The sequence below is a fragment of the Carnobacterium divergens DSM 20623 genome (genome assembly GCF_000744255.1).
GTDB classification, from domain to species: Bacteria; Bacillota; Bacilli; order Lactobacillales; family Carnobacteriaceae; genus Carnobacterium; species Carnobacterium divergens.
On sequence record NZ_JQLO01000001.1, the window covers coordinates 926768 to 947535 of the forward strand.

16 protein-coding genes are annotated in these 20768 nt (G+C 34.4%); 14 read left to right on the plus strand and 2 right to left on the minus strand.

The window, feature by feature from the left end:
- Positions 1-15: 15 nt before the first annotated feature.
- From hslU to BR52_RS04600, 3 genes are all read left to right on the plus strand, one after another.
- Positions 16-1434 carry an ATP-dependent protease ATPase subunit HslU gene (gene hslU / locus BR52_RS04590; protein WP_034569669.1) on the plus strand — a complete coding sequence of 473 codons (1419 nt, stop codon included), beginning with the start codon at positions 16-18 and terminating at the stop codon, positions 1432-1434.
- 18 nt (positions 1435-1452) lie between these two features.
- Positions 1453-2250, plus strand: a complete 798-nt coding sequence (gene codY, locus BR52_RS04595; RefSeq protein ID WP_034569672.1) for a GTP-sensing pleiotropic transcriptional regulator CodY — start codon at positions 1453-1455, stop codon at positions 2248-2250.
- A gap of 134 nt (positions 2251-2384) precedes the next feature.
- Positions 2385-3263 carry an aldose 1-epimerase family protein gene (locus tag BR52_RS04600; protein WP_034573501.1) on the plus strand — a complete coding sequence of 293 codons (879 nt, stop codon included), beginning with the start codon at positions 2385-2387 and terminating at the stop codon, positions 3261-3263.
- A gap of 48 nt (positions 3264-3311) precedes the next feature.
- On the opposite strand, the gene plsY is transcribed toward BR52_RS04600, so the two are convergent.
- Positions 3312-3920 carry a glycerol-3-phosphate 1-O-acyltransferase PlsY gene (gene plsY, locus BR52_RS04605; protein ID WP_269845361.1) on the minus strand — a complete coding sequence of 203 codons (609 nt, stop codon included), beginning with the start codon at positions 3918-3920 and terminating at the stop codon, positions 3312-3314.
- Between the two features lie 387 nt (positions 3921-4307).
- Here plsY and parE point away from each other — a divergent pair, with 387 nt between their 5' ends.
- The 11 genes from parE (at position 4308) to BR52_RS04660 (ending at position 19321) form a co-directional block, all read left to right on the plus strand.
- Positions 4308-6335 carry a DNA topoisomerase IV subunit B gene (parE, locus tag BR52_RS04610; RefSeq protein WP_034569676.1) on the plus strand — a complete coding sequence of 676 codons (2028 nt, stop codon included), beginning with the start codon at positions 4308-4310 and terminating at the stop codon, positions 6333-6335.
- Entirely contained in the window at positions 6325-8793 is a 2469-nt protein-coding gene (gene parC, locus BR52_RS04615) for a DNA topoisomerase IV subunit A (RefSeq protein ID WP_034569677.1), read from the plus strand. Before parE ends, parC begins: the two co-directional genes overlap by 11 nt.
- Before the next feature lie 406 nt (positions 8794-9199).
- A complete protein-coding gene (gene pflB, locus BR52_RS04620) occupies positions 9200-11446 on the plus strand; it encodes a formate C-acetyltransferase (protein WP_034569678.1) in 2247 nt (748 codons plus the stop codon).
- A 65-nt stretch (positions 11447-11511) separates the two neighbouring features.
- On the plus strand, positions 11512-12270 hold the full coding sequence (gene pflA / locus BR52_RS04625) for a pyruvate formate-lyase-activating protein (RefSeq protein WP_034569680.1): 759 nt from the start codon (positions 11512-11514) through the stop codon (positions 12268-12270).
- 106 nt (positions 12271-12376) lie between these two features.
- Entirely contained in the window at positions 12377-13330 is a 954-nt protein-coding gene (locus BR52_RS04630; RefSeq protein ID WP_034569683.1) for a LysR family transcriptional regulator, read from the plus strand.
- Positions 13331-13383: 53 nt separating this feature from the next.
- The gene (locus BR52_RS04635) at positions 13384-14298 is read left to right on the plus strand and encodes a manganese-dependent inorganic pyrophosphatase (RefSeq protein ID WP_034569684.1); all 915 of its coding nucleotides are present in this window, start codon (positions 13384-13386) and stop codon (positions 14296-14298) included.
- Positions 14299-14434: 136 nt separating this feature from the next.
- Positions 14435-16183 (plus strand): sensor histidine kinase, encoded by a 1749-nt coding sequence (locus BR52_RS04640; protein WP_034569687.1) that lies wholly within the window; start codon positions 14435-14437, stop codon positions 16181-16183.
- 4 nt (positions 16184-16187) lie between these two features.
- The gene (locus BR52_RS04645; protein WP_034569689.1) at positions 16188-16919 is read left to right on the plus strand and encodes a LytTR family transcriptional regulator DNA-binding domain-containing protein; all 732 of its coding nucleotides are present in this window, start codon (positions 16188-16190) and stop codon (positions 16917-16919) included.
- Positions 16920-17084: 165 nt separating this feature from the next.
- Positions 17085-17528 carry an antiholin-like murein hydrolase modulator LrgA gene (lrgA, locus tag BR52_RS04650; protein WP_034569690.1) on the plus strand — a complete coding sequence of 148 codons (444 nt, stop codon included), beginning with the start codon at positions 17085-17087 and terminating at the stop codon, positions 17526-17528.
- Position 17529: 1 nt separating this feature from the next.
- Positions 17530-18213, plus strand: coding sequence for an antiholin-like protein LrgB (gene lrgB / locus BR52_RS04655; protein ID WP_034569692.1), 684 nt, complete (start codon positions 17530-17532; stop codon positions 18211-18213).
- 193 nt (positions 18214-18406) lie between these two features.
- A complete protein-coding gene (locus BR52_RS04660; RefSeq protein WP_051915632.1) occupies positions 18407-19321 on the plus strand; it encodes a hypothetical protein in 915 nt (304 codons plus the stop codon).
- A gap of 479 nt (positions 19322-19800) precedes the next feature.
- On the opposite strand, the gene BR52_RS04665 is transcribed toward BR52_RS04660, so the two are convergent.
- A complete protein-coding gene (locus BR52_RS04665) occupies positions 19801-20718 on the minus strand; it encodes a magnesium transporter CorA family protein (protein ID WP_034569694.1) in 918 nt (305 codons plus the stop codon).
- Positions 20719-20768 lie beyond the last annotated feature (50 nt).

A 20768-nucleotide genomic window follows, 5' to 3' on the forward strand; every position in this document is an offset into this window, starting at 1 on the left:
AAGGAAGTGTCTACAATGAATACAACTATTAATATGACTCCTAGAGAAATCGTTCAAGAACTTGATAAATACATTATTGGACAAAATGAAGCTAAAAAATCGGTTGCGGTAGCTTTACGTAATCGTTACCGTCGCCTACAGTTAGAAGAAGAAATGCAACAAGAAATTACGCCCAAAAATATGTTAATGATTGGGCCTACTGGCGTAGGTAAAACGGAAATTGCACGTCGTTTAGCAAAAATCGTCAATGCGCCTTTTATCAAAGTAGAAGCAACAAAATTTACTGAAGTAGGCTATGTTGGACGTGATGTGGAATCGATGGTTCGTGATTTAGTTGAAGTTAGTATCCAAATTGTTCAAAAGCAACAATATTCAAATGTCTATTCACAAGCTGAAAAACGCGCAATTGATCGTGTAGCCAAATTACTTGTTCCAGGAATTAAAAAGGAAAAGAAAAAGGCTGCTAATTTAAATCCTTTTGAAAATATGTTTCAAAATATGGGTGTTGATATGGCTCAATTTAATCAAGAAGAGGTCGAGGAAGAAGTGACCGAAACGATTTCATCAAATCGTGAAACAATGAAGCAACAAATTCGGGATGGCTTGCTAGATCAAAGAGAATTAACAATTGAAGTGAATGAGAGTAAAAAACCGGTCAATTCTCCTATGGGAGCTGGCCTTGAACAAATGGGGATTGATTTGAATGATACCTTAGGAGCCTTAACTCCAAAACGCAAAATCAAACGGACAGTGACTGTTCAAGAAGCAATTAAAATCTTTATCCAAGAAGAATCTGAAAAGCTCGTTAACCCAGAAGACATTCATTCACAAGCCATTAAACTTGCTCAAAATACAGGGATTATCTTTATTGATGAAATTGATAAAATAACTTCTAAAGCAAGTCAGTCTGGAGAAGTCTCTCGTGAAGGTGTGCAGCGCGATATTTTACCAATTGTCGAAGGATCACAAGTCAACACAAAATATGGCACAATCCAAACAGATCATATTCTATTTATTGCTTCAGGTGCGTTCCACGTTTCTAAACCAAGTGACTTGATTCCAGAATTGCAAGGACGTTTTCCAATTCGTGTAGAACTGAATGATTTAGATGCAAGTGATTTTGTTAAGATTTTAACAGAACCTAATAACGCATTGATTAAACAATACATTGCAATGCTTGGAACGGAAAATATCAAAGTAACCTTTACCTTTGAAGCGATTGAGCGTTTAGCAGAGATTGCCTTTAAGGTGAATCACGAAACCGATAATATTGGCGCACGCCGTCTGCATACAATTTTAGAAAAATTATTAGAAGATTTATTATTTGAAGCTCCAGATATGCATATGGGAGAAATTACAATTACAGAAAACTATGTGAACGATAAAATTGACTATATTGTCCAAGATAAAGACTTAAGTCGTTATATCTTATAAGAGCTGGAGGAAAAACGAGTGAACAATTTACTTCTTAAAATGCGTAAAATCAGCAGTATGCTGCAACAAAAAGGCGGTGTAGCGTCGGTTTCTGATCGTTTGCCATTTAACAATATGGCAGAGATATTAGGAGATACTCTAGATGCGAATACCTACTTGATTAGTGAGAACGGAGTATTACTTGGATACAATGAAAAACACGGGATTAACAATGAGCGAGTGAAACAAATGCTTGTTGATGAAAAATTCCCAGCAGATTATACAGCTAACATGTTAGGTATTACTGAAACAAAATCGAATATAGGTGTAGAAAGTGACTATACAGCTTTTCCAATTGAAAATCGTGACCTATTTGCTGAAGGGCTAACAACGATTGTCCCCATTCGTGCTGCTGGCGAACGATTAGGAACGATTATATTAGCACGTTTGCATTCGGCGTTTGATGATGGAGATTTAATTTTAGCAGAATACAGTGCAACTGTGGTGGGAATGGAAATTTTATACCACAAATCAAATCAAATCGAAGAAGAAACAAGAAGTTTGGCGATTGTTCAAATGGCGATTAAAACACTTTCTTATAGTGAACTAAAAGCCGTTAAAGCCATATTTAATGAACTAGATGGCTTAGAAGGACGTCTAACGGCATCTAGTATTGCTGATAAAATTGGCATCACTCGTTCAGTTATTGTTAACGCATTAAGAAAACTTGAATCAGGTGGGATTATTGAATCTCGTTCACTTGGAATGAAAGGGACCTATATTCGGGTAAATAATCCAAAATTTATAGAAGCCCTTGCTAAAGAATCTGTTTATTAAACAAAAATGATTTCGATAAAGTTTATCGAAATCATTTTTTATTTAAATTTACCTAAAAGCTGAAAATGGTTTCAAATAAAGAGTTAAACTATGATATAATCAATTTTATTGAATGCATTAAAAGGAGGGAAAGGATTATGATCAAACTTGAAAATGATACATTAACCGTTACTATTTTAACTAAAGGCGCAGAACTTACCAGTATTAAAAGAAAAGACAACAAGATTGAGTATTTATGGCAAGCAGATCCCAAATACTGGGGGAGACATGCTCCTGTTCTTTTCCCATTTGTCGGACGTTTAAAAGAAGACCGCTACGAAGTGGCTGGAAAAACATACCCAATGGGTCAGCACGGATTTGCACGAGATTGTGAATTTGAAATAATGCATCAAACAGATAGCACCGTGACATTGAAATTATCAGATAGTCCAAGTACTAAAGAGCGCTACCCATATGCGTTTCATTTGCTGATTACGTATACTTTAACTGGGAATACTGTGACAACAGCCTATCATGTTGAGAATCCAGCTTCTGATGAGCCACTTTATTTTTCAATTGGCGCACATCCTGGATTTAATATTCCGTTGACAACTGATACGAAGTTTGAAGACTATTATTTTTCTTTTTCACCAAGAAAAACCAGAACAACGATTCCGTTGTCAGGAGCGTATTTAAATACACCATGTAAAACATTGGCTCAAACAAATACAGATATTGCTTTGACTCGTAGTTTATTCGATAATGATGCAATGATTTATGAAACGAAAGGTGAAAATATTTTTACCATTAAATCTGAAAAAACAGAACATTCTGTAGCTGTTCGATTCGTTGACTTTCCGTATGTGGGCATTTGGTCGCCACCCCAAACGGACGCTCCTTTTGTTTGCATCGAACCATGGTTTGGAATTGCAGATGATATGAATGCTACCGGCAAGATTGAAGAAAAATTAGGCATTCAAACATTGGCCCCTCAAAAATCATTTGAAGCAGCTTTTGAAATAACTGTAAATTAATAAAAAACCTCTTATGGATTGAATTGTTCAATCCATAAGAGGTTTTTGCTAGTTTTTAGTTGTTTTCTTATAGCCTAAGCCAAAAGGTACTTTATTTTCAGTGCCATTTTTAATGCGCTTAATATTGTCTTTATGACGATACGTAATGAAAAATAATAAAATAAAAGCAATGGTTGTTAAAATCCAATCGTGATATACGAGACTAAGTGGGGCAATAATCAACATTCCCAACATACTTGATAGGCTCACCATTCGAGTCAGGTAAATCAGTGTGACAAATAGGCAAGCGCAGATAATGAAATATTGTGGATTATAAGCTAGCAATGTCCCAGCACTTGTCGCAACGGCTTTGCCACCTTTAAATTCAGCAAAAATTGGAAATGTATGACCAATAATGGCGCCTAGTCCAATAATCAATGGGTTAATGTCACTATGAAAGAAATAAGGCAAACTTGCAGCCAACGTTCCTTTTAAAATATCCATCGCTAAAACAATAGTTCCAGCTGTTTTTCCTAAAACACGGTACGTATTCGTTGTTCCAGAATTGCCACTACCAAATTGGCGAATGTCTTTTTTATAAAATAATTTTCCAATCCAGACACCAGACGGAATCGATCCTAATAAATAGGCGATAACAAACATAATTATGATTTTCAGCAAATGAATTCGCTCCTTATAACTTCAAAATATCCTTCACTCGCAATATTTTAGCATTTTAGCGTAGTCTTTACTAGTTAAATTACTGAAATTCACGATTTAGATTTGCTTTTTTCAAAAGAATGCGTTAGATTAAAGAAGCAGTTCATGTTAGATGAACGTATAAAAACACTGTGCTTTAACCTTATTTAGTAATGTGAATTTAAATCAAATTACATAAAAACTGAAAATAAAAGTTTTCTCAAATAAAGCGAACGTATTTTCGATAGTTTAGTAAAAAAGATGATTTTCGCTTTCCATTACTTGAAAGATAGAGTATCATTGTGTAGATGCGCCAGTTATACAAGTAATATGCGCCTATTTTCTATGGTCTAAGGAGTTTTGAGAATGCCAAAAAAAATAAATATGGAATACAACGATGAAGCAATCCAAGTTCTAGAAGGACTGGAAGCTGTCAGAAAACGCCCAGGAATGTACATCGGTTCAACCGATAGTAGAGGGTTGCATCACTTAGTCTATGAAATTGTAGACAATTCAGTAGACGAAGCTTTATCCGGTTATGGAACTGAAATCACTGTAACTTTACACAAGGATAATAGTGTAAGCGTTAAGGATAATGGACGTGGGATGCCAGTTGGGATGCATGCTTCAGGAATTCCAACCGTACAAGTAATCTTTACGGTGTTACATGCGGGAGGAAAGTTTGGACAAGGTGGTTATAAAACGTCAGGTGGACTTCACGGTGTTGGTGCCAGCGTTGTAAATGCTCTATCAGAATGGCTAACAGTTACCATCGTTCGTGATGGTGTAATGTATCAACAAAAATTTAAAAATGGCGGAATTCCCGCAGATACATTAAAAAAAGTTAAAACCACAAAAGAAAAAAATGGAACAATCGTGCACTTTAAACCAGATGAAACTATTTTCTCGACAGTTAAGTATTCATACGATATTTTATCTGAACGTTTAAGAGAATCTGCTTTCTTATTAAAAGGTTTAAAAATTGAGCTAATTGATGAGCGAACTGAAAAACAAGAGATTTTCCATTACGAAGAAGGCATCAAAGAATTTGTTGAGTATTTAAATGAAGAAAAAGATACATTAAATCCAGTTGCTTATTTTTCTGGCGAAAACAACCAAATCGAAGTTGAATTTGCTTTTCAATACAATGATGGCTATTCAGAAAATATCTTGTCTTTCGTTAATAATGTGCGAACAAAAGATGGTGGTACTCACGAATCGGGTATGAAAGCGTCTTTAACAAAAGCCTTTAATGAATATGCTCGCAAAGTAAGTTTATTAAAAGAAAAAGATAAAAACTTAGAAGGAAGCGACTTTAGAGAAGGATTAGCTGCAATTATTTCTGTGCGTATCCCTGAAGATCTTCTTCAATTTGAAGGACAAACAAAAGGCAAGCTAGGTACTCCGCAAGCTAGAGCTGCTGTTGATGCTGTTATTGGGGAACAACTTGGTTTCTATTTAATTGAAAATGGCGAAGTCAGTCAAATGTTGGTTCGTAAAGCCATTAAGGCGAGAGAAGCTAGAGACGCGGCTAGAAAAGCCAGAGAAGAAAGTCGTAACGGGAAAAAACGTAAAAAGAATGAATCGCTTTTATCAGGGAAATTAACGCCTGCACAAAGCAAAAATCCAAAACGGAATGAAATCTATCTAGTCGAAGGAGATTCAGCCGGAGGTTCTGCTAAACAAGGCCGTGATCGTAAATTTCAAGCGATTTTACCTTTACGCGGAAAAGTAATTAATACAGAAAAAGCGAAGCTACAAGATATTCTAAAAAATGAAGAAATCAATACCATGATTTATACAATCGGTGCAGGTGTTGGTCCTGAATTTGATTTAGCAGACTGTAACTATGACAAAGTCATCATTATGACCGATGCGGATACTGATGGTGCTCATATTCAAGTACTGTTATTGACATTCTTTTATCGTTATATGAAACCGTTGATTGAAGCTGGAAAAGTCTATATCGCATTACCGCCTTTATACAAATTGTCAAAAGGAACCGGTAAAAAAGAAGTGATTGAATACGCTTGGACAGATGAAGAATTAGAAGCTAAAACAAAAACCTTTGGTAAAGGATATATTTTACAACGTTACAAAGGACTTGGTGAAATGAACGCCGACCAATTATGGGAAACGACGATGGATCCAGAAACAAGAACTTTAATTCGTGTTCGAATTGACGATGCTGCTCAAGCAGAACGTCGTGTTTCCACCTTGATGGGAGACAAAGTAGAACCACGTCGTAAGTGGATTGAATCCCACGTTGAATTCTCATTAGAAGAAGGCGGAAGTATCTTAGAAAATAATCAAATGATGGATTCACTTGAACCGGAAATTGAGCAAGTTGAATTATTAGATGAGCTAGAAGGAAGTGGCGAAAATGGAGATTAGATCGGATATTCAGGAATTAACCCTGGAAGAAGTGATGGGGGATCGTTTTGGTAGGTACTCTAAATATATTATCCAAGAACGTGCACTCCCAGACATTCGTGACGGTTTAAAACCCGTTCAAAGACGAATTTTATACGCGATGAATGTTGAAGGCAATACTGCAGAAAAAGGGTTTAGAAAATCTGCTAAAACAGTCGGAAATGTTATTGGGAATTATCATCCACATGGAGATTCTAGTGTTTATGAAGCAATGGTTCGCTTAAGTCAAGATTGGAAATTACGAGAAGTTTTAATTGAAATGCACGGGAATAACGGAAGTATGGATGGCGATCCTCCAGCTGCAATGCGTTATACAGAAGCCCGTCTTTCTAAAATTTCGGCGGAACTTTTAAAAGATATTGACAAAGAAACAGTAGATTTTGTATTAAACTTTGATGACACGGACGAAGAGCCAACTGTTTTACCGGCTCGTTACCCAAACCTTTTGGTAAATGGAGCTACTGGTATTTCAGCTGGATATGCAACCGATATTCCTTCTCACAACTTAGGTGAAGTAATTGACGCAACTATTCATTTGATTGATAATCGCTCAGCAAGTGTGGCAGATTTAATGAAGTATTTAAAAGGCCCTGATTTTGCAACTGGTGGAATTTTACAAGGTTTGGATGGTATCAAACAAGCTTATGAAACGGGTAAAGGCAAAGTGATTGTGCGTTCTAAAACGCATTTTGAAGATTTGCGTGGTGGCAAACAACAAATTGTCATTAGCGAAATCCCTTATGAAGTGAATAAAGCTGTCCTTGTGAAAAAAATGGACGAAATTCGTTTAAATAAAAAAATTGATGGCATTGCAGAAGTTCGTGATGAATCCGATCGAACAGGCTTGCAAATTGTTGTTGAATTAAAAAAAGAAGCAAATGCTGAGGGAATTTTAAACTATCTCTTAAAAAATACCGATTTACAAGTTTCGTATAATTTTAATATGGTAGCAATCGATAAAAAACGCCCGCAACAAGTGGGAATTGTTCGTATGCTTACAGCGTATATTGATCATCAAATTGAAGTCTTAACTAGAAGAACGACTTTTAATTTAAATAAAGCTCAATCAAGACAACACATTGTTGAAGGTTTAATCAAAGCTCTTTCAATTCTAGATAAAGTAATTGAAACGATTCGTAGCAGTACGGATAAAAAAAATGCGAAAGAAAATTTAATCACAGCTTTTGATTTTTCAGAATTACAAGCTGAAGCGATTGTTTCCTTGCAGTTATATCGTTTGACGAATACAGATATTACTGCACTTGAAAAAGAAGCGAAAGAATTAGCAACAACTATTAGCCAATTGACAAAAATTTTAAAAGATCCTTCTGAAATGGCTCGTGTGATGAAAGAAGAGTTAACAGAAATCAAAACAAAATTTGCCAACCCAAGAAAAACGGTTATTCAAAATGAAATTGAAGAATTGAAAATTGATACCGAAGTTTTAGTGGCGCAAGAAGAAGTGATGGTCTCTGTTACAAAAGAAGGCTATTTAAAACGCAGTAGTTTACGTTCTTACAGCGCTTCGAAGCCAGAAGAACTAGGTATTAAGGATACTGACTTCCCTATCTTTGTGAAGCAAATGAATACCTTAAATCATGTTTTAATGTTTACAAGCAAAGGAAACTTGATTTATCGTCCAGTCCATGAAATCACAGATTTACGTTGGAAAGATATTGGGGAGCATATTTCTCAAACAATTGGTTTAGCGGTTGACGAAACCATCGTTAAAACCGTTGGATTAGTGGACTTTCTTCCAGAAGCAACCTTTACTTTTATTACCAAAGATGGAATGATCAAACAAACAGCAGCCAAAGATTTTATTGCTGGACGTGGTTATAAAACGAAAGCTTCCGTTGCGATTAAGTTAAAACAAGCAACAGATGAGTTAGTGAATGTTATTTACTCAACGGACACTGCAAATCAAGATGTCTTCCTAGCAACGAACCGTGGTTTTGGTTTAAGATACCCAGTTACTGAAGTTCCTGTTGTAGGTGCAAAAGCAGCGGGGGTTAAAGCCATTAATCTTAAAGACGGAGACAGCGTAATAGGCGGATTGCTGATTAATCGTAATCAAGCTAAAACCGATGTCATGATGATTACTCAACGTGGCAGTGTGAAGAAAATGAATCTTAGCGACTTTGACACATTAGGTCGAGCAAAACGTGGGCTGATGGTTCTAAGAGAACTTAAAAAAATGCCGCATCGTCTTGTTGCAATGGTTGAAGTAACGAAAGAAACTGAAATTGTTATCCTGACTACAAAAGATAAAGAAATTTTATTAAGTAGTCAAAACTATCAAGTAAGTGATCGCTACTCAAATGGCTCATTCGTTTTAGATGAATCAGTTGATGGGGAGCCTGTGTTAGTTCAAGTAGTTTTACCATATCCAGTAGTATCAAAAGATGCGCCAAAATAAAAATAGAAAGTGTCAAATTAAGAAGAAATTCTTAGTTTGACACTTTTTTTGTAAACTAATTCGTTCAAAAGTGAACTTGATTGAACTATCTGTATTATTTTTTATTTATTATAAGATGAAAAAAGATCTGTATTATAGTACAGATGGGGTGTTTCAAGTGTAACAGAAAACGGAAAAAATATAGAAAAAAAGGGAAGTTAAATAACTATTTCACATACTTGATATGTTGTTAAATCAATGTTTATAAGTATAATATTTAAATAAAATGAAAGTTTGTAAAATAAATACGAATAAAAACCTTGTTTTTTTAAATCGACGTGTTATACTGTCTTTGTAAGAACTGTTACATTTAGTTAAAAGTTCATTAAAAAACAAAAAACAGTTATCATAGGAGGCTCATTTTATTATGGAACAATGGAATGGATTTAAAGGCGAAAAATGGAGAACATCGGTTAACACAAGAGATTTCATCCAAGCAAACTACACAGAGTACACAGGCGACGATTCATTTTTAGAGCCAATCGCACCAAGTACTGACAAACTATGGACTAAACTGCAAGAATTATTCGATGTGCAACATGAAAAAAATGGCGTTTACGACATGGATCGCAATATTCCTGCAACAATTACCTCACACAAACCAGGCTATTTAATTAAAGAAGAAGAAAAAATCGTTGGATTACAAACAGATGTACCATTGAAACAAGCATTCATGCCTTTTGGCGGAATCAACATGGCCAACAACGCATTAACTGCTAACGGTTACGAAGTTGATGATGAAATGACAAATATCTTTACTGACTGGCGTAAAACACATAACCAAGGTGTTTTTGATGCTTACACTCCTGAAATGCGTGCAGCTCGTAAAAACAAAATCATTACGGGTTTACCAGATGCTTATGGCCGTGGCCGTATCATCGGTGACTACCGTCGTATCGCTTTATACGGTATTGATTTCTTAATGAAAGAAAAAGCTAAGGATCATGCAAATACTGGGAATAAAGTAATGACTGATGACGTTATTCGTTTACGTGAAGAAATTTCAGAACAATACAGAGCATTAGGTCAACTTAAAGAAATGGCAGCATCATATGGTTTTGACATTTCTAAACCAGCAAAAAATGCTAGAGAAGCCATCCAATGGTTATACTTTGGTTACCTTGCAGCAATCAAATCTCAAAATGGAGCAGCAATGTCAATTGGACGTATCTCAGCATTCTTAGATATCTATATCCAACGTGATTTAGAAGCTGGCTTAATTACTGAATTTGAAGCACAAGAATTAATTGACCACTTAATTATGAAATTACGTATGGTTAAATTTGCTCGTACACCTGATTACAACCAATTGTTCTCTGGTTACCCAATCTGGGCAACATTATCAATTGCTGGTATGGGATTAGATGGTCGTTCATTAGTTACTAAAAATGACTTCCGTATTCTTCATACATTAACAAATATGGGACCTTCTCCAGAACCTAACTTAACTGTTTTGTATTCTTCTAAAGAACCAGTTGGTTTCAGAACATTTGCAGCTAAAATTGCGAAAGAAAGCTCTTCAATCCAATTTGAAAATGATGACTTGTTACGTGCAAACTGGGGATCAGATGACTGTGCAATCGCATGTTGTGTATCTGCAACAGTTGTTGGTAAAGACATGCAATTCTTTGGAGCGCGTGCGAACTTAGCTAAAGCGGTTCTTTACGCAATCAATGGTGGCGTAGATGAAATGACTAAAGCACAAGTTGGACCTAAATTTAGACCAATGACTGGTGATAAATTAGACTACAACGAATTTATTGATCGCTATAAAGATATTATGGATTGGTTAGCAGAATTGTATGTAAATACATTAAACGTTATCCACTACATGCATGATAAATATGCTTATGAAGCACCTCAACTAGCTTTAATGGATAGCAACTTGAAACGTACTTTTGCAACTGGTATTGCAGGTATTTCTCATGCTGCTGATAGCTTAATGGCAATTAAACATGGTAATGTTGAAGTTATCCGTGACGAAAATGGTTTGGCAATTGATTACAAACCAACTCAAGAGTTCCCAACTTACGGAAACGATCAAGAAGAAGCAGATGCAACAGCTAACTGGATTCTTGATTACTTCATGACACAAATCAAACGTCAACACACTTACCGTAACTCAACACCAACAACATCATTGTTAACAATTACTTCAAACGTTGTTTATGGTAAAGCTACTGGGAACACTCCAGATGGACGTCGTGCTGGTAAACCTTTAGCACCAGGAGCAAACCCATCTTATCAAGATGGTGCATTCTTAGGTGAAAAGAACGGATTATTAGCTTCACTTAATTCAACAGCTCGCTTAAACTATGGTTGTGCATTAGATGGTATTTCGAATACTCAAACAATCAACCCAACTGGTTTAGGTAAAGATGAAGAAACTAGAATTGACAACTTACGTAACGTAATGGATGGTTACTTCGACAACAGCGGATACCACTTAAACGTGAACGTATTTACAAATGAATTATTATTAGATGCTCAAGCGCATCCAGAAAAATATCCAAACTTAACCATTCGTGTATCTGGTTATGCGGTTAAATTCCGTGACTTAACTCCAGAACAACAAGCGGATGTTATTGCAAGAACATCACACGATCATTTATAATTAAAATTAGATAAAAAGAGGTGGCAATTGTCATCTCTTTTTATTCAAAGAAATGAGGAGCAGTTATGACACAAGCTGTAATAGGTAGTATTCATTCAACTGAAAATTTTGGTACGGTGGATGGACCTGGTGTTCGTTTTATCGTCTTTACACAAGGGTGTCGGATGCGTTGTCAATTTTGTCACAATCCGGATACTTGGAAAATTGGCGGTGGCAAAGAACGTTCGACAGACGATATTCTTGCAGAAGCTTTACGTTATAAAACGTACTGGGGAAAAGATGGCGGTATAACAGTCAGTGGTGGAGAACCGTTATTGCAAATGGAATTTTTAATTGATTTGTTTAAAAAAGCCAAAGCAGCTGGTGTGCATACAACCCTTGATTCATGCGGAAAACCTTTTACCCGTGAAGAACCTTTCTTTAGCCAGTTTGAAGAACTGATGAAGTATACTGATTTAATTTTATTTGATATTAAGCATATTGACGATGAACAACATAAAGTGCTAACTAGTTTAGGAAATTCTAACATCTTAGAAATGGCGAAGTATCTATCTGAAATTAATCAACCTGTTTGGATCAGACACGTTTTGGTTCCGCAAAGAACCGATTATGATGAGTATTTAATTCGTTTATCTGATTTTATTAAAACACTTTCAAATGTTCAAAAAGTTGAAGTATTGCCTTATCACACAATGGGATTATATAAGTATCAAGAAATGGGTATTCCTTATCCCTTAGAAGGAATTGAAACGCCTACGACAGAACGTGTAGAAAATGCGAAGAAAATTTTGCAGACAGCGGACTATACAGGTTATTTAAATTAATATATAAGAAAAAAATAATGAAGAGAGCAACTTTTTGTTGCTCTTTTTCTTTTTTTTGATTATCATAGAATTAGTTATTATAATTAATTTTAAAGGAGAACACCTTATGAAAACAAAGTCGGATAATATTTTTTCATCCAAAACTTTAAATTACTTTTTACAGCTTGCTGAAACAATGAACTATACGCAAGCAGCTCAATTACTTGGAATTACTCAACCTGCCTTAACGCAACAGATTAAAAAATTAGAACGCATCGCTGGAGCACCATTATTTTATTCAGTTGGAAAAAAATTGCATCTCTCCGATGCTGGGAAAACAATGTTACGCACGACACATGAAGTGTACGACATCTTAAACGCCGCAACGGATGAAATTCAACAGACAACAAGCGCAACCATCGGAAAAATCAGAATTGGTTTATTATCTTCAATTGAGGATAAAGTATTTACTAATTTTATCATTGATTATTATCATGAAAATCCAGATGTTGAAGTAACGCTATTAATGTTATCTCGTAAAGAAATATGGGGAAAATTAGAAAATAACAAAATTGATTTAGCCATTATGTATTTACCTGATGAAAGCATTAAAAATTGGAAACCTTATAAATCCAAGAAAATTATGGAAGAAGAAATCCTTTTCTTACATCATGATGAAGCCCTTTCTAAAAAGAAAAAAATCAAAATGAAAGATACAACAGGGAATCGCTGGGTTACTTATCCTGAATCGTATTATATGAATGAAGTCATTAAAGAAAGCTATAAAAACCAATTAGCTGATTTACCTGAAGTGGCTGGCCAATACACAACACCTTCTCAGCTTTATAAATTTAGTAATGCAACTGAGTGTTATACTGCCTTACCAAATTCTTATGTTAAAGCCCATGAACGTGAGGCAGAGCTTCAAGCCATCCCTTTTGATCCAGCGATTAAATTTAAAATGGCCTTTGTTTATCGAAGTGATAAGGATCAAATTCCACGTATTGAAAACTTTTTAAGCAGTTTCGATGCCCATTTAATTGAATCTGATTATAATTCACGCTTGAAATCAGAAGACTAATCGGTTAAATTTAAGAAGTAGTGCTATTAATGAATTTAAAGGAGATTTTTTATATGAGTAATGTGTTAATTTTTGGTCATTTGAATCCAGATACAGATGCCATCACATCCGCAATTTCATTTGCGTATTTACAAAAGCAATTAGGGGTTGAAGCTGAAGCAGTTGCGCTAGGAAATGTTAGTGAAGAAACAGCCTTTGCTTTAAACTATTTTAATGTAGCTGCACCACGATTAGTTGAAACAGTTGCAAATGAAACCAATCAAGTAATGTTAGTAGATCATAATGAGTTTCAACAAAGCGTTTCAGATATTCGTGATGTTGAAGTATTGGCAGTAGTGGATCATCACCGTATCGCAAACTTTGAAACAGCAAATCCTTTGTATTACCGTGCTGAGCCAGTTGGATGTACCAATACAATCATTTTGAAAATGTACAAAGAACAGCAAATCGCTATTCCTAAAGAGATTGCTGGTTTAATGGCTTCTGCGATCATTTCAGATAGCTTATTGTTTAAATCACCTACTTGTACCCAAGAAGATATTGCAGCTGCTAAAGAGCTTGCTACGATTGCTGAAATCGATTTAGAAACCTATGGCTTAGATTTATTAAAAGCTGGTACTAACTTAGCAGATAAATCAGCAGCTGACTTATTAAATATGGATGCTAAAAGCTTCCCAATGGGTGACAAAAACGTTCGTATCGCGCAAGTCAATACAGTCGATATCAATGATGTTTTTGTCAAACAAGCAGATTTAGAAGCAGCTATGAAAAAGGAAGATTTTGACTTATTTATCTTAGTAGTAACCAATATTTTAGATAGCGATTCGGTTATCTTAGCAGTTGGGGAGCCTATTTCCGCTGTTGAAAAAGCATTTGATGTTACTCTAGAAAATAATAAAGCGTTATTAAAAGGTGTTGTATCACGTAAAAAACAAGTTGTCCCTCAATTAACAGAAGCTTTAAGTTAATAAAAAAAAGTCCCTACTAGTTTTTAGTAGGGACTTCTTTTTAGTTAAGAGGTAATTATATAAGTAATCGTACAATTGCTTATTTCTTATAAATCATGATAAACTAAATAGAATACTTTATGAAAGGACGTAATCGATGTTTAATTTATTTATTATGATGATGGAACGAGTAGGTTTAATTATTTTGCTCGCTTATTTATTAGTAAATGTTTCTTATTTTAAAATAATTTTATTAAATCGAGGATGGTTGAGTTCTAAGTTTCAATTAATGGCAATTTTTACTTTATTTGCTATTATTTCCAATTTTACAGGTGTTGAAATCACAGAAAATAAAATTATTTCTACTGATTTTTTAACTGTTCTATCGGATAATGCTTCCATTGCCAATACTCGAACATTAGCGATTGGCGTTTCCGGCTTGATTGGAGGGCCTGTTGTTGGAATAGGAGTCGGATTGCTTGCAGGGATGCATCGCGTCATACAGGGTGGGGGAACTTCCTTATTTTATTTGTTCTCATCTAGTTTAGTTGGTATTTTTTCCGGCTTAGTGGGTGATCGTTTCGCAAGGAAAAATCAATTTCCTTCTCCTATACAAGCAGCGGGGATTGGAGCACTAATGGAGTTAGTTCAGATGCTCTTTGTTTTTATTTTTAGCGGAACATTTGCTGAAGGTTGGTTATTAGTAAAATTTATTGCCTTTCCAATGGTTTTGTTAAACAGCATAGGAACCTTTATTTTCTTATCTATTATTACCTCAACACTTAAACAAGAAGAGCAAATGAGGGCGGTTCAAACCCATGATGTTCTCGAATTGGCAGCAAAGACGCTCCCTTATTTTAGAGAGGGGCTAACAGAAAATTCGTGTCGTGAAGTAGCCAAAATTATAAAAAAATACACAAAAGTAGCCGCCATTAGTATGACGGATACACATCAAATTTTAGCTCATGTAGGTGCTGGAAGTGATCACCATATTCCTGAATTAGAAGTGATCACCGAACTTTCAAGAGATGTTTTAAAAACTGGCCAACTGGCCATTGCAAAATCAAAAATTCAAATAGGGTGTAGCAATCCAAGTTGTCAGTTAAGTGCAGCGATTGTTATTCCATTAACTTCAAAAAAAGAGGTTGTAGGCACATTAAAAATGTATTTTACCGATGCAACAAAGTTAACTCATGTGGAAGAACAGTTGGCAGAAGGGCTAGGTGCTATTTTTTCAAGTCAATTGGAGCTAGGTGAAGCAGAAATTCAATCAAAATTATTAAAAGATGCTGAAATTAAATCATTACAAGCACAAGTGAACCCACACTTTTTCTTTAATGCCATGAATACGATTTCAGCTCTAATGAGACAAAATTCAGAACAGGCTCGGATCTTACTACTTCAATTAAGCACTTATTTTAGAGCGAATTTACAAGGAGCTAGACAAGTGTTAATTCCCTTAACCGCTGAATTAAAACATGTAGAAGCCTATCTATCACTAGAACAAGCACGTTTTCCACAACGCTACCAAGTGAATTTTAAGATTGATTCTGATTTAGATGCCTTGTTATTGCCTCCATTTTTACTTCAAGTTTTAGTCGAAAATGCGATTCGCCATGCATTTGGAAATCGAAAAGTAGATAATCAAATAGTGGTGCAGTTAACAAAGCAAGTCCATACTGTGGCAATCGAGGTTCGCGATAATGGGATTGGAATTTCACCAGATCGTTTAGAAAAAATTGGGAAAGAGGCAATCGAGTCAGAAAAGGGAACTGGAACTGCCTTAGACAACTTAAATAAACGTTTGGTTGGCTTATTTGGTTCAGCATCACAGTTGCATTTTTTTCAAAATGAAACAGGTGGTACAACAGTTTTATTAACTATTCCAATTGAAGAGGAGCGGTAAAAAGATGCGTATATTAATTGTTGATGATGAACCATTAGCTCGCGATGAGTTAGCCTACTTAGTTGAACTACACGGTCATGTAGAATCAATTGACAAAGCAGAATCGATTGAAGAAGCTTTAGAAAAGATGGTCAATCAAAAACCGGACTTAGTTTTTCTTGATATTCATTTGACAGATGAAAGTGGATTTGACTTGGCTGAAAAATTCAAAAGAATGCAGCATCCTCCACAAATAGTTTTTGCAACAGCATATGATGAGTATGCATTAAAAGCGTTTGAAGTAGATGCAATTGATTATATTTTAAAACCGTTTGAAGCGAAACGTGTGAAGCAGGCAGTAGAAAAAGCGTGTTTAAAATTAACCAATTCTACAAAAGAAACAACACATTTACAGGAAAAAGAGGGGAGGGAAACGTTAGCTGTACAGGTAGATGAGCGTATTTTTATCCTGAACGTTGCAGATATTATATATATAAGTGTAGACAATGGGGCTAGCCATATTTTTACAACAGATCAACAGTATGATACAAGTGAAACATTGACTCATTTGGCCAATAGATTGGACTCCAATCGTTTCTTTAAAACGCATCGTAGCTTTATTGTAAATCGTGAAGCTATTCAAGAAATTCAACCATGGTTTAATCATACGTATCAGATTACGGTTAAGAATGGGGATAAGATTCCCGTAAGTCGATCTTATGTTAAACAGCTTAAGGAGCAAATTGGATTAAGTTAAATCAAAAGAGAAGTCAAATGGACTTCTCTTTTTTGTTTACGGTCAGTCAGCTAGTGATTTGGGTAACTCAGCTTAACATACTGTCATTTCAGCGTTGAAAGCGTACACAATCCTTGGAAATTAGTATAATAAACCTATCAAAAGAACTTGAGGGAGCGATAAGATATGGAAACTAAGAAAATTTATTCATTTTTACAACAAGCTTTTGTTTTTGCACTTATTATGTTACTAGCCAACTTTATTGTGGGAGTGTTACCATTTCCAATGCCGGCTTCAGTCATGGGGTTAATTTTATTATTTATTGCACTCTGTTTAAAAATTGTTAAATTAGAACAAGTAGAGGCATTAGGAACTAGTTTAACTGGATTGATTAGCTTTTTGTTTGTTCCATCTGGTATTTCTGTTATAAATTCTTTGGGAATTATGGGTCAATATGGACTACAGATTGTTTTGATTATTATTATTGCAACTACGATTTTATTAGCCATTACTGGTTGGACAGCAACTGCGTTATTGAATTTAAAAAAGAAACAAATATTTTCTTGGAATGGATTGAAACGGCGTCTTTCCGTTAAGAAACACTCTAAAAAATTAGAAGAGGTGAATTAGGATGACTCCTTATTTTGGTATTATTGTCTCAATGGTTGCATTTGGAATAGGTACTTTTTTATTTAAAAAATCAAAAGGTTTCTTCTTATTTACGCCATTATTTGTAGCAATGGTGTTAGGGATTCTCTTTTTAAAAGTAGGTCATTTTAGTTATGAAGAGTATAGCAGCGGAGGAAAAATGATCAGTTTCTTTTTAGAGCCTGCAACCATCGCCTTTGCAATCCCTCTATATAAACAAGTAGATGTTTTGAAAAAATATTGGGTACAAATTGTTTCAGCAATCATTGTCGGTTCATTTGGTTCTGTAGTTGTTGTGTATCTTTTATCAGGTGTCATTCATGTAGATCATTCAATTATGGCCTCATTATTACCAGAAGCTTCAACTACAGCAATCGCAGTCCCTTTATCAGAATCAATTGGAGGTATTGCTGCTATTACGTCCTTTGCTGTTATTTTCAATGCGGTGATTGTCTACGCATTAGGACGTTTTTTATTAGAAAAATTCAATATTAAAAATCCGATTGCACGAGGTTTGGCATTAGGAGCAAGTGGACATGCACTAGGAGTTGCTGTTGGAATTGAATTGGGTGAAGTTGAAGCTGCGATGGCAAGTATTGCGGTTGTTGTAGTAGGGGTTGTAACAGTCATTGTTGTACCCGCATTTGCTGTTTTTATTGGATTATAAATTGTATTAAATAGAAAAATTTCTCATATTAATTTAATGTGGATTTTAAAAATAACTAATATAGAAATATACCTATAATTTTTAAATAAAGATTAGATTAATTCCTACAACTAGAGTATACTTTAGTTGTATTTCTTTTAAGCTTATACTTTTAGGTTCATATGAAAATTTATTAAAAGGAGAAAAGTTGCTGATGAAAAAAAATGGGAAATCAAGAGTGGGAAAGAAAAAAAACAGTACGAAGAAACAATTAATGTATGTAGGTATAGTAATTGCAATTGTTTTAATTGGAGCATTTATAATAAGTATTTCTATAGGTAAAAGTAATAGCAATAAAAATAAAGCAGACATAGAAAAAAGTAGTATACAAGATAAAAAAATAGGATCTGAAAAAGCAAAAACATCGGAAAATAAGGAAGACAGCAAAAGTAATTCCACTGCAGATGAATCAGTATCTAATGAATCGGAAAATGAGTCTAAAGTAACTGATTCATCAAATGAAATAGATAAGAAAAAAGAAAATTCTAATTCTTCAAGCGATAATAAAAATTTGGCGAAAGTCTATACAGAAGAAGAAAAACAAGGAATAAATAATCAATTTCTTGAGTGGTCTGATGGTCGTGCGAAAATAGCTGGTATGGCGGTTAGTGGGAATTATTTTAATCATGGAGCAAGTGGTATAGGTGATTGGTATGCACTCTCACCTGATGGTTTTATTCAAGTACAACAACAAGATTTAGAAGGGAAACCAGGATATAGTCACTTTCCAATCCACTCTCTAGGAGGAGTTGTTTTTTATTATTCGAATTTTGGAACAACTGGGAATACTAATGAAGTTGATAATCCAGAAAATAACTCATCTACTGCAACTGGATTTAGTACAGTTGCGAATAGTGAAAAACCTATTGTTAAATATCTTTTAGGTGATAATGGAGTAGTTTATGAATCTCCTAGTAACGGAGCATTTTCTGATTGTTTTTATGTTGCAGATAATACAGGAAATTTAACTGCATTATACGAACCTAATACTCAAAAATCATTTAAAGTATCAGATGATAAAGAAGCACAAGAGAAGTTAAAAGAAATTTTAGAAAAATACAATAACTAGACAATTAAATTGAGATAAAAAGCAAAAAGAAATGACTATAAATTAAATAGTTATTTCTTTTTTACTTATCTGTACTTTGTATAATATATATTATGTAAACTAGAATCTGATAATTTTTTAGGTCATAAATTCTATCATCCCTCACTGTTCATTTTTCCAAATAAAAGCATGTGTATCTTGTGTTATGCGGAAAAACAATTGATCTGAAATTTTTTATTTCATCTAGATATAGTTTGTATTTGTCAGTTGCTGTTTTATGAGTTTGTATTCCATAAATGTCTTTTAAAATATGAACAATAATTGTTACCTATTTAACTTTTTCTAAATAGAAACTACATTAAATAAGTTACCGATTATAGTTAACAACTTACCTGATATTGATTTATGGGCAACGAGTCCATTTTTTAAGTTGTATACTTTCAACCTTTAGCCTGATCTTACAGCAAAAGAAAATAGTTGTTTTTTCTCAAAAATTACCATTACAAGTATCTATAATTCAATATCTTACGTAGAATTGCTGAAAGCCCAAACCATAGAATCGCACTAATAAAAATTGCAATAATCCATCCAAGAGCATTATGCTCTAATGGAAGGGGCATATTCATACCAAAAAAGCCTGTAATGATTGTGGGAACGGTTAACAAAATGGATAAAACGGTTAAGATTTTCATCGTATCATTCAAATTATTGTTCAAAATATTATTATAAGTTCCAGATAGCTGCTGTAAAATTTGTGAAGATAATTGAGTCATTTCAACTAACTGTCTGGCTTCAATTAAAGCATCTTCATACTGCTCTTTCTCGTTGGTATTTAGTGTCCGATAAATAATGTGCGTTTTTACTTGCTCCAATAATACTAAGTTTTGTTTTGAGGCAGAAACAAAATAAACAATTCCTGTTTCTAAATCAGATAATGAAAGTAAATTTTGTTTCGTTGTTTTTTCTTTCAATTTGTCATTGATTTTTCTTCGATCAAAATTCATTTCTTCTATATAAGGGAAAAATAGATCTGTAATGGTAAACAGACAACCAAATAAAAATTTAAAAATCGTGGTACTCTCATTTTTAGTCAAATAATGCTTAATTTTCTGAACAACGTATTGATTTTTAGTATTGGTAACCGTAATTAATTGCATATCTTTAATGATAAAAGTCATGGGAATGGTTTCGTAGTGATTGTCTATTTTTTCTTGATTTGGTAAATTAAAAATTAAAACAAAAGTATTTGTGGTCGGATCGTAATCTAAATGAGCACGTTCATTTCTATCTAGCGAATAAGCAACGACTTCATTATCAATGCCGTATTCTTCGTAAAAATTTTCTAGTTCACTAGCATCCTCCAGATTAATGTTAATCCAATTATATTTATGATTGTTAAAAGATGTTTTAGTAATCATTGAGATTCCTCCTCTTTCGTATTGATTCCTTTTGAATTGTAACAATAATT

Bases quoted from the DNA above. Each gene is read 5' to 3' on its own strand.
- BR52_RS04640 (WP_034569687.1), top strand. From the start codon at position 14,435: ATGTTTAATTTATTTATTATGATGATGGAACGAGTAGGTTTAATTATT.
- BR52_RS04665 (WP_034569694.1), bottom strand. From the start codon at position 20,718: ATGATTACTAAAACATCTTTTAACAATCATAAATATAATTGGATTAAC.
- parE (WP_034569676.1), top strand. From the start codon at position 4,308: ATGCCAAAAAAAATAAATATGGAATACAACGATGAAGCAATCCAAGTT.
- pflA (WP_034569680.1), top strand. From the start codon at position 11,512: ATGACACAAGCTGTAATAGGTAGTATTCATTCAACTGAAAATTTTGGT.
- lrgA (WP_034569690.1), top strand. From the start codon at position 17,085: ATGGAAACTAAGAAAATTTATTCATTTTTACAACAAGCTTTTGTTTTT.
- pflB (WP_034569678.1), top strand. From the start codon at position 9,200: ATGGAACAATGGAATGGATTTAAAGGCGAAAAATGGAGAACATCGGTT.
- BR52_RS04645 (WP_034569689.1), top strand. From the start codon at position 16,188: ATGCGTATATTAATTGTTGATGATGAACCATTAGCTCGCGATGAGTTA.
- BR52_RS04630 (WP_034569683.1), top strand. From the start codon at position 12,377: ATGAAAACAAAGTCGGATAATATTTTTTCATCCAAAACTTTAAATTAC.
- hslU (WP_034569669.1), top strand. From the start codon at position 16: ATGAATACAACTATTAATATGACTCCTAGAGAAATCGTTCAAGAACTT.
- BR52_RS04660 (WP_051915632.1), top strand. From the start codon at position 18,407: ATGAAAAAAAATGGGAAATCAAGAGTGGGAAAGAAAAAAAACAGTACG.
- BR52_RS04635 (WP_034569684.1), top strand. From the start codon at position 13,384: ATGAGTAATGTGTTAATTTTTGGTCATTTGAATCCAGATACAGATGCC.
- parC (WP_034569677.1), top strand. From the start codon at position 6,325: ATGGAGATTAGATCGGATATTCAGGAATTAACCCTGGAAGAAGTGATG.
- lrgB (WP_034569692.1), top strand. From the start codon at position 17,530: ATGACTCCTTATTTTGGTATTATTGTCTCAATGGTTGCATTTGGAATA.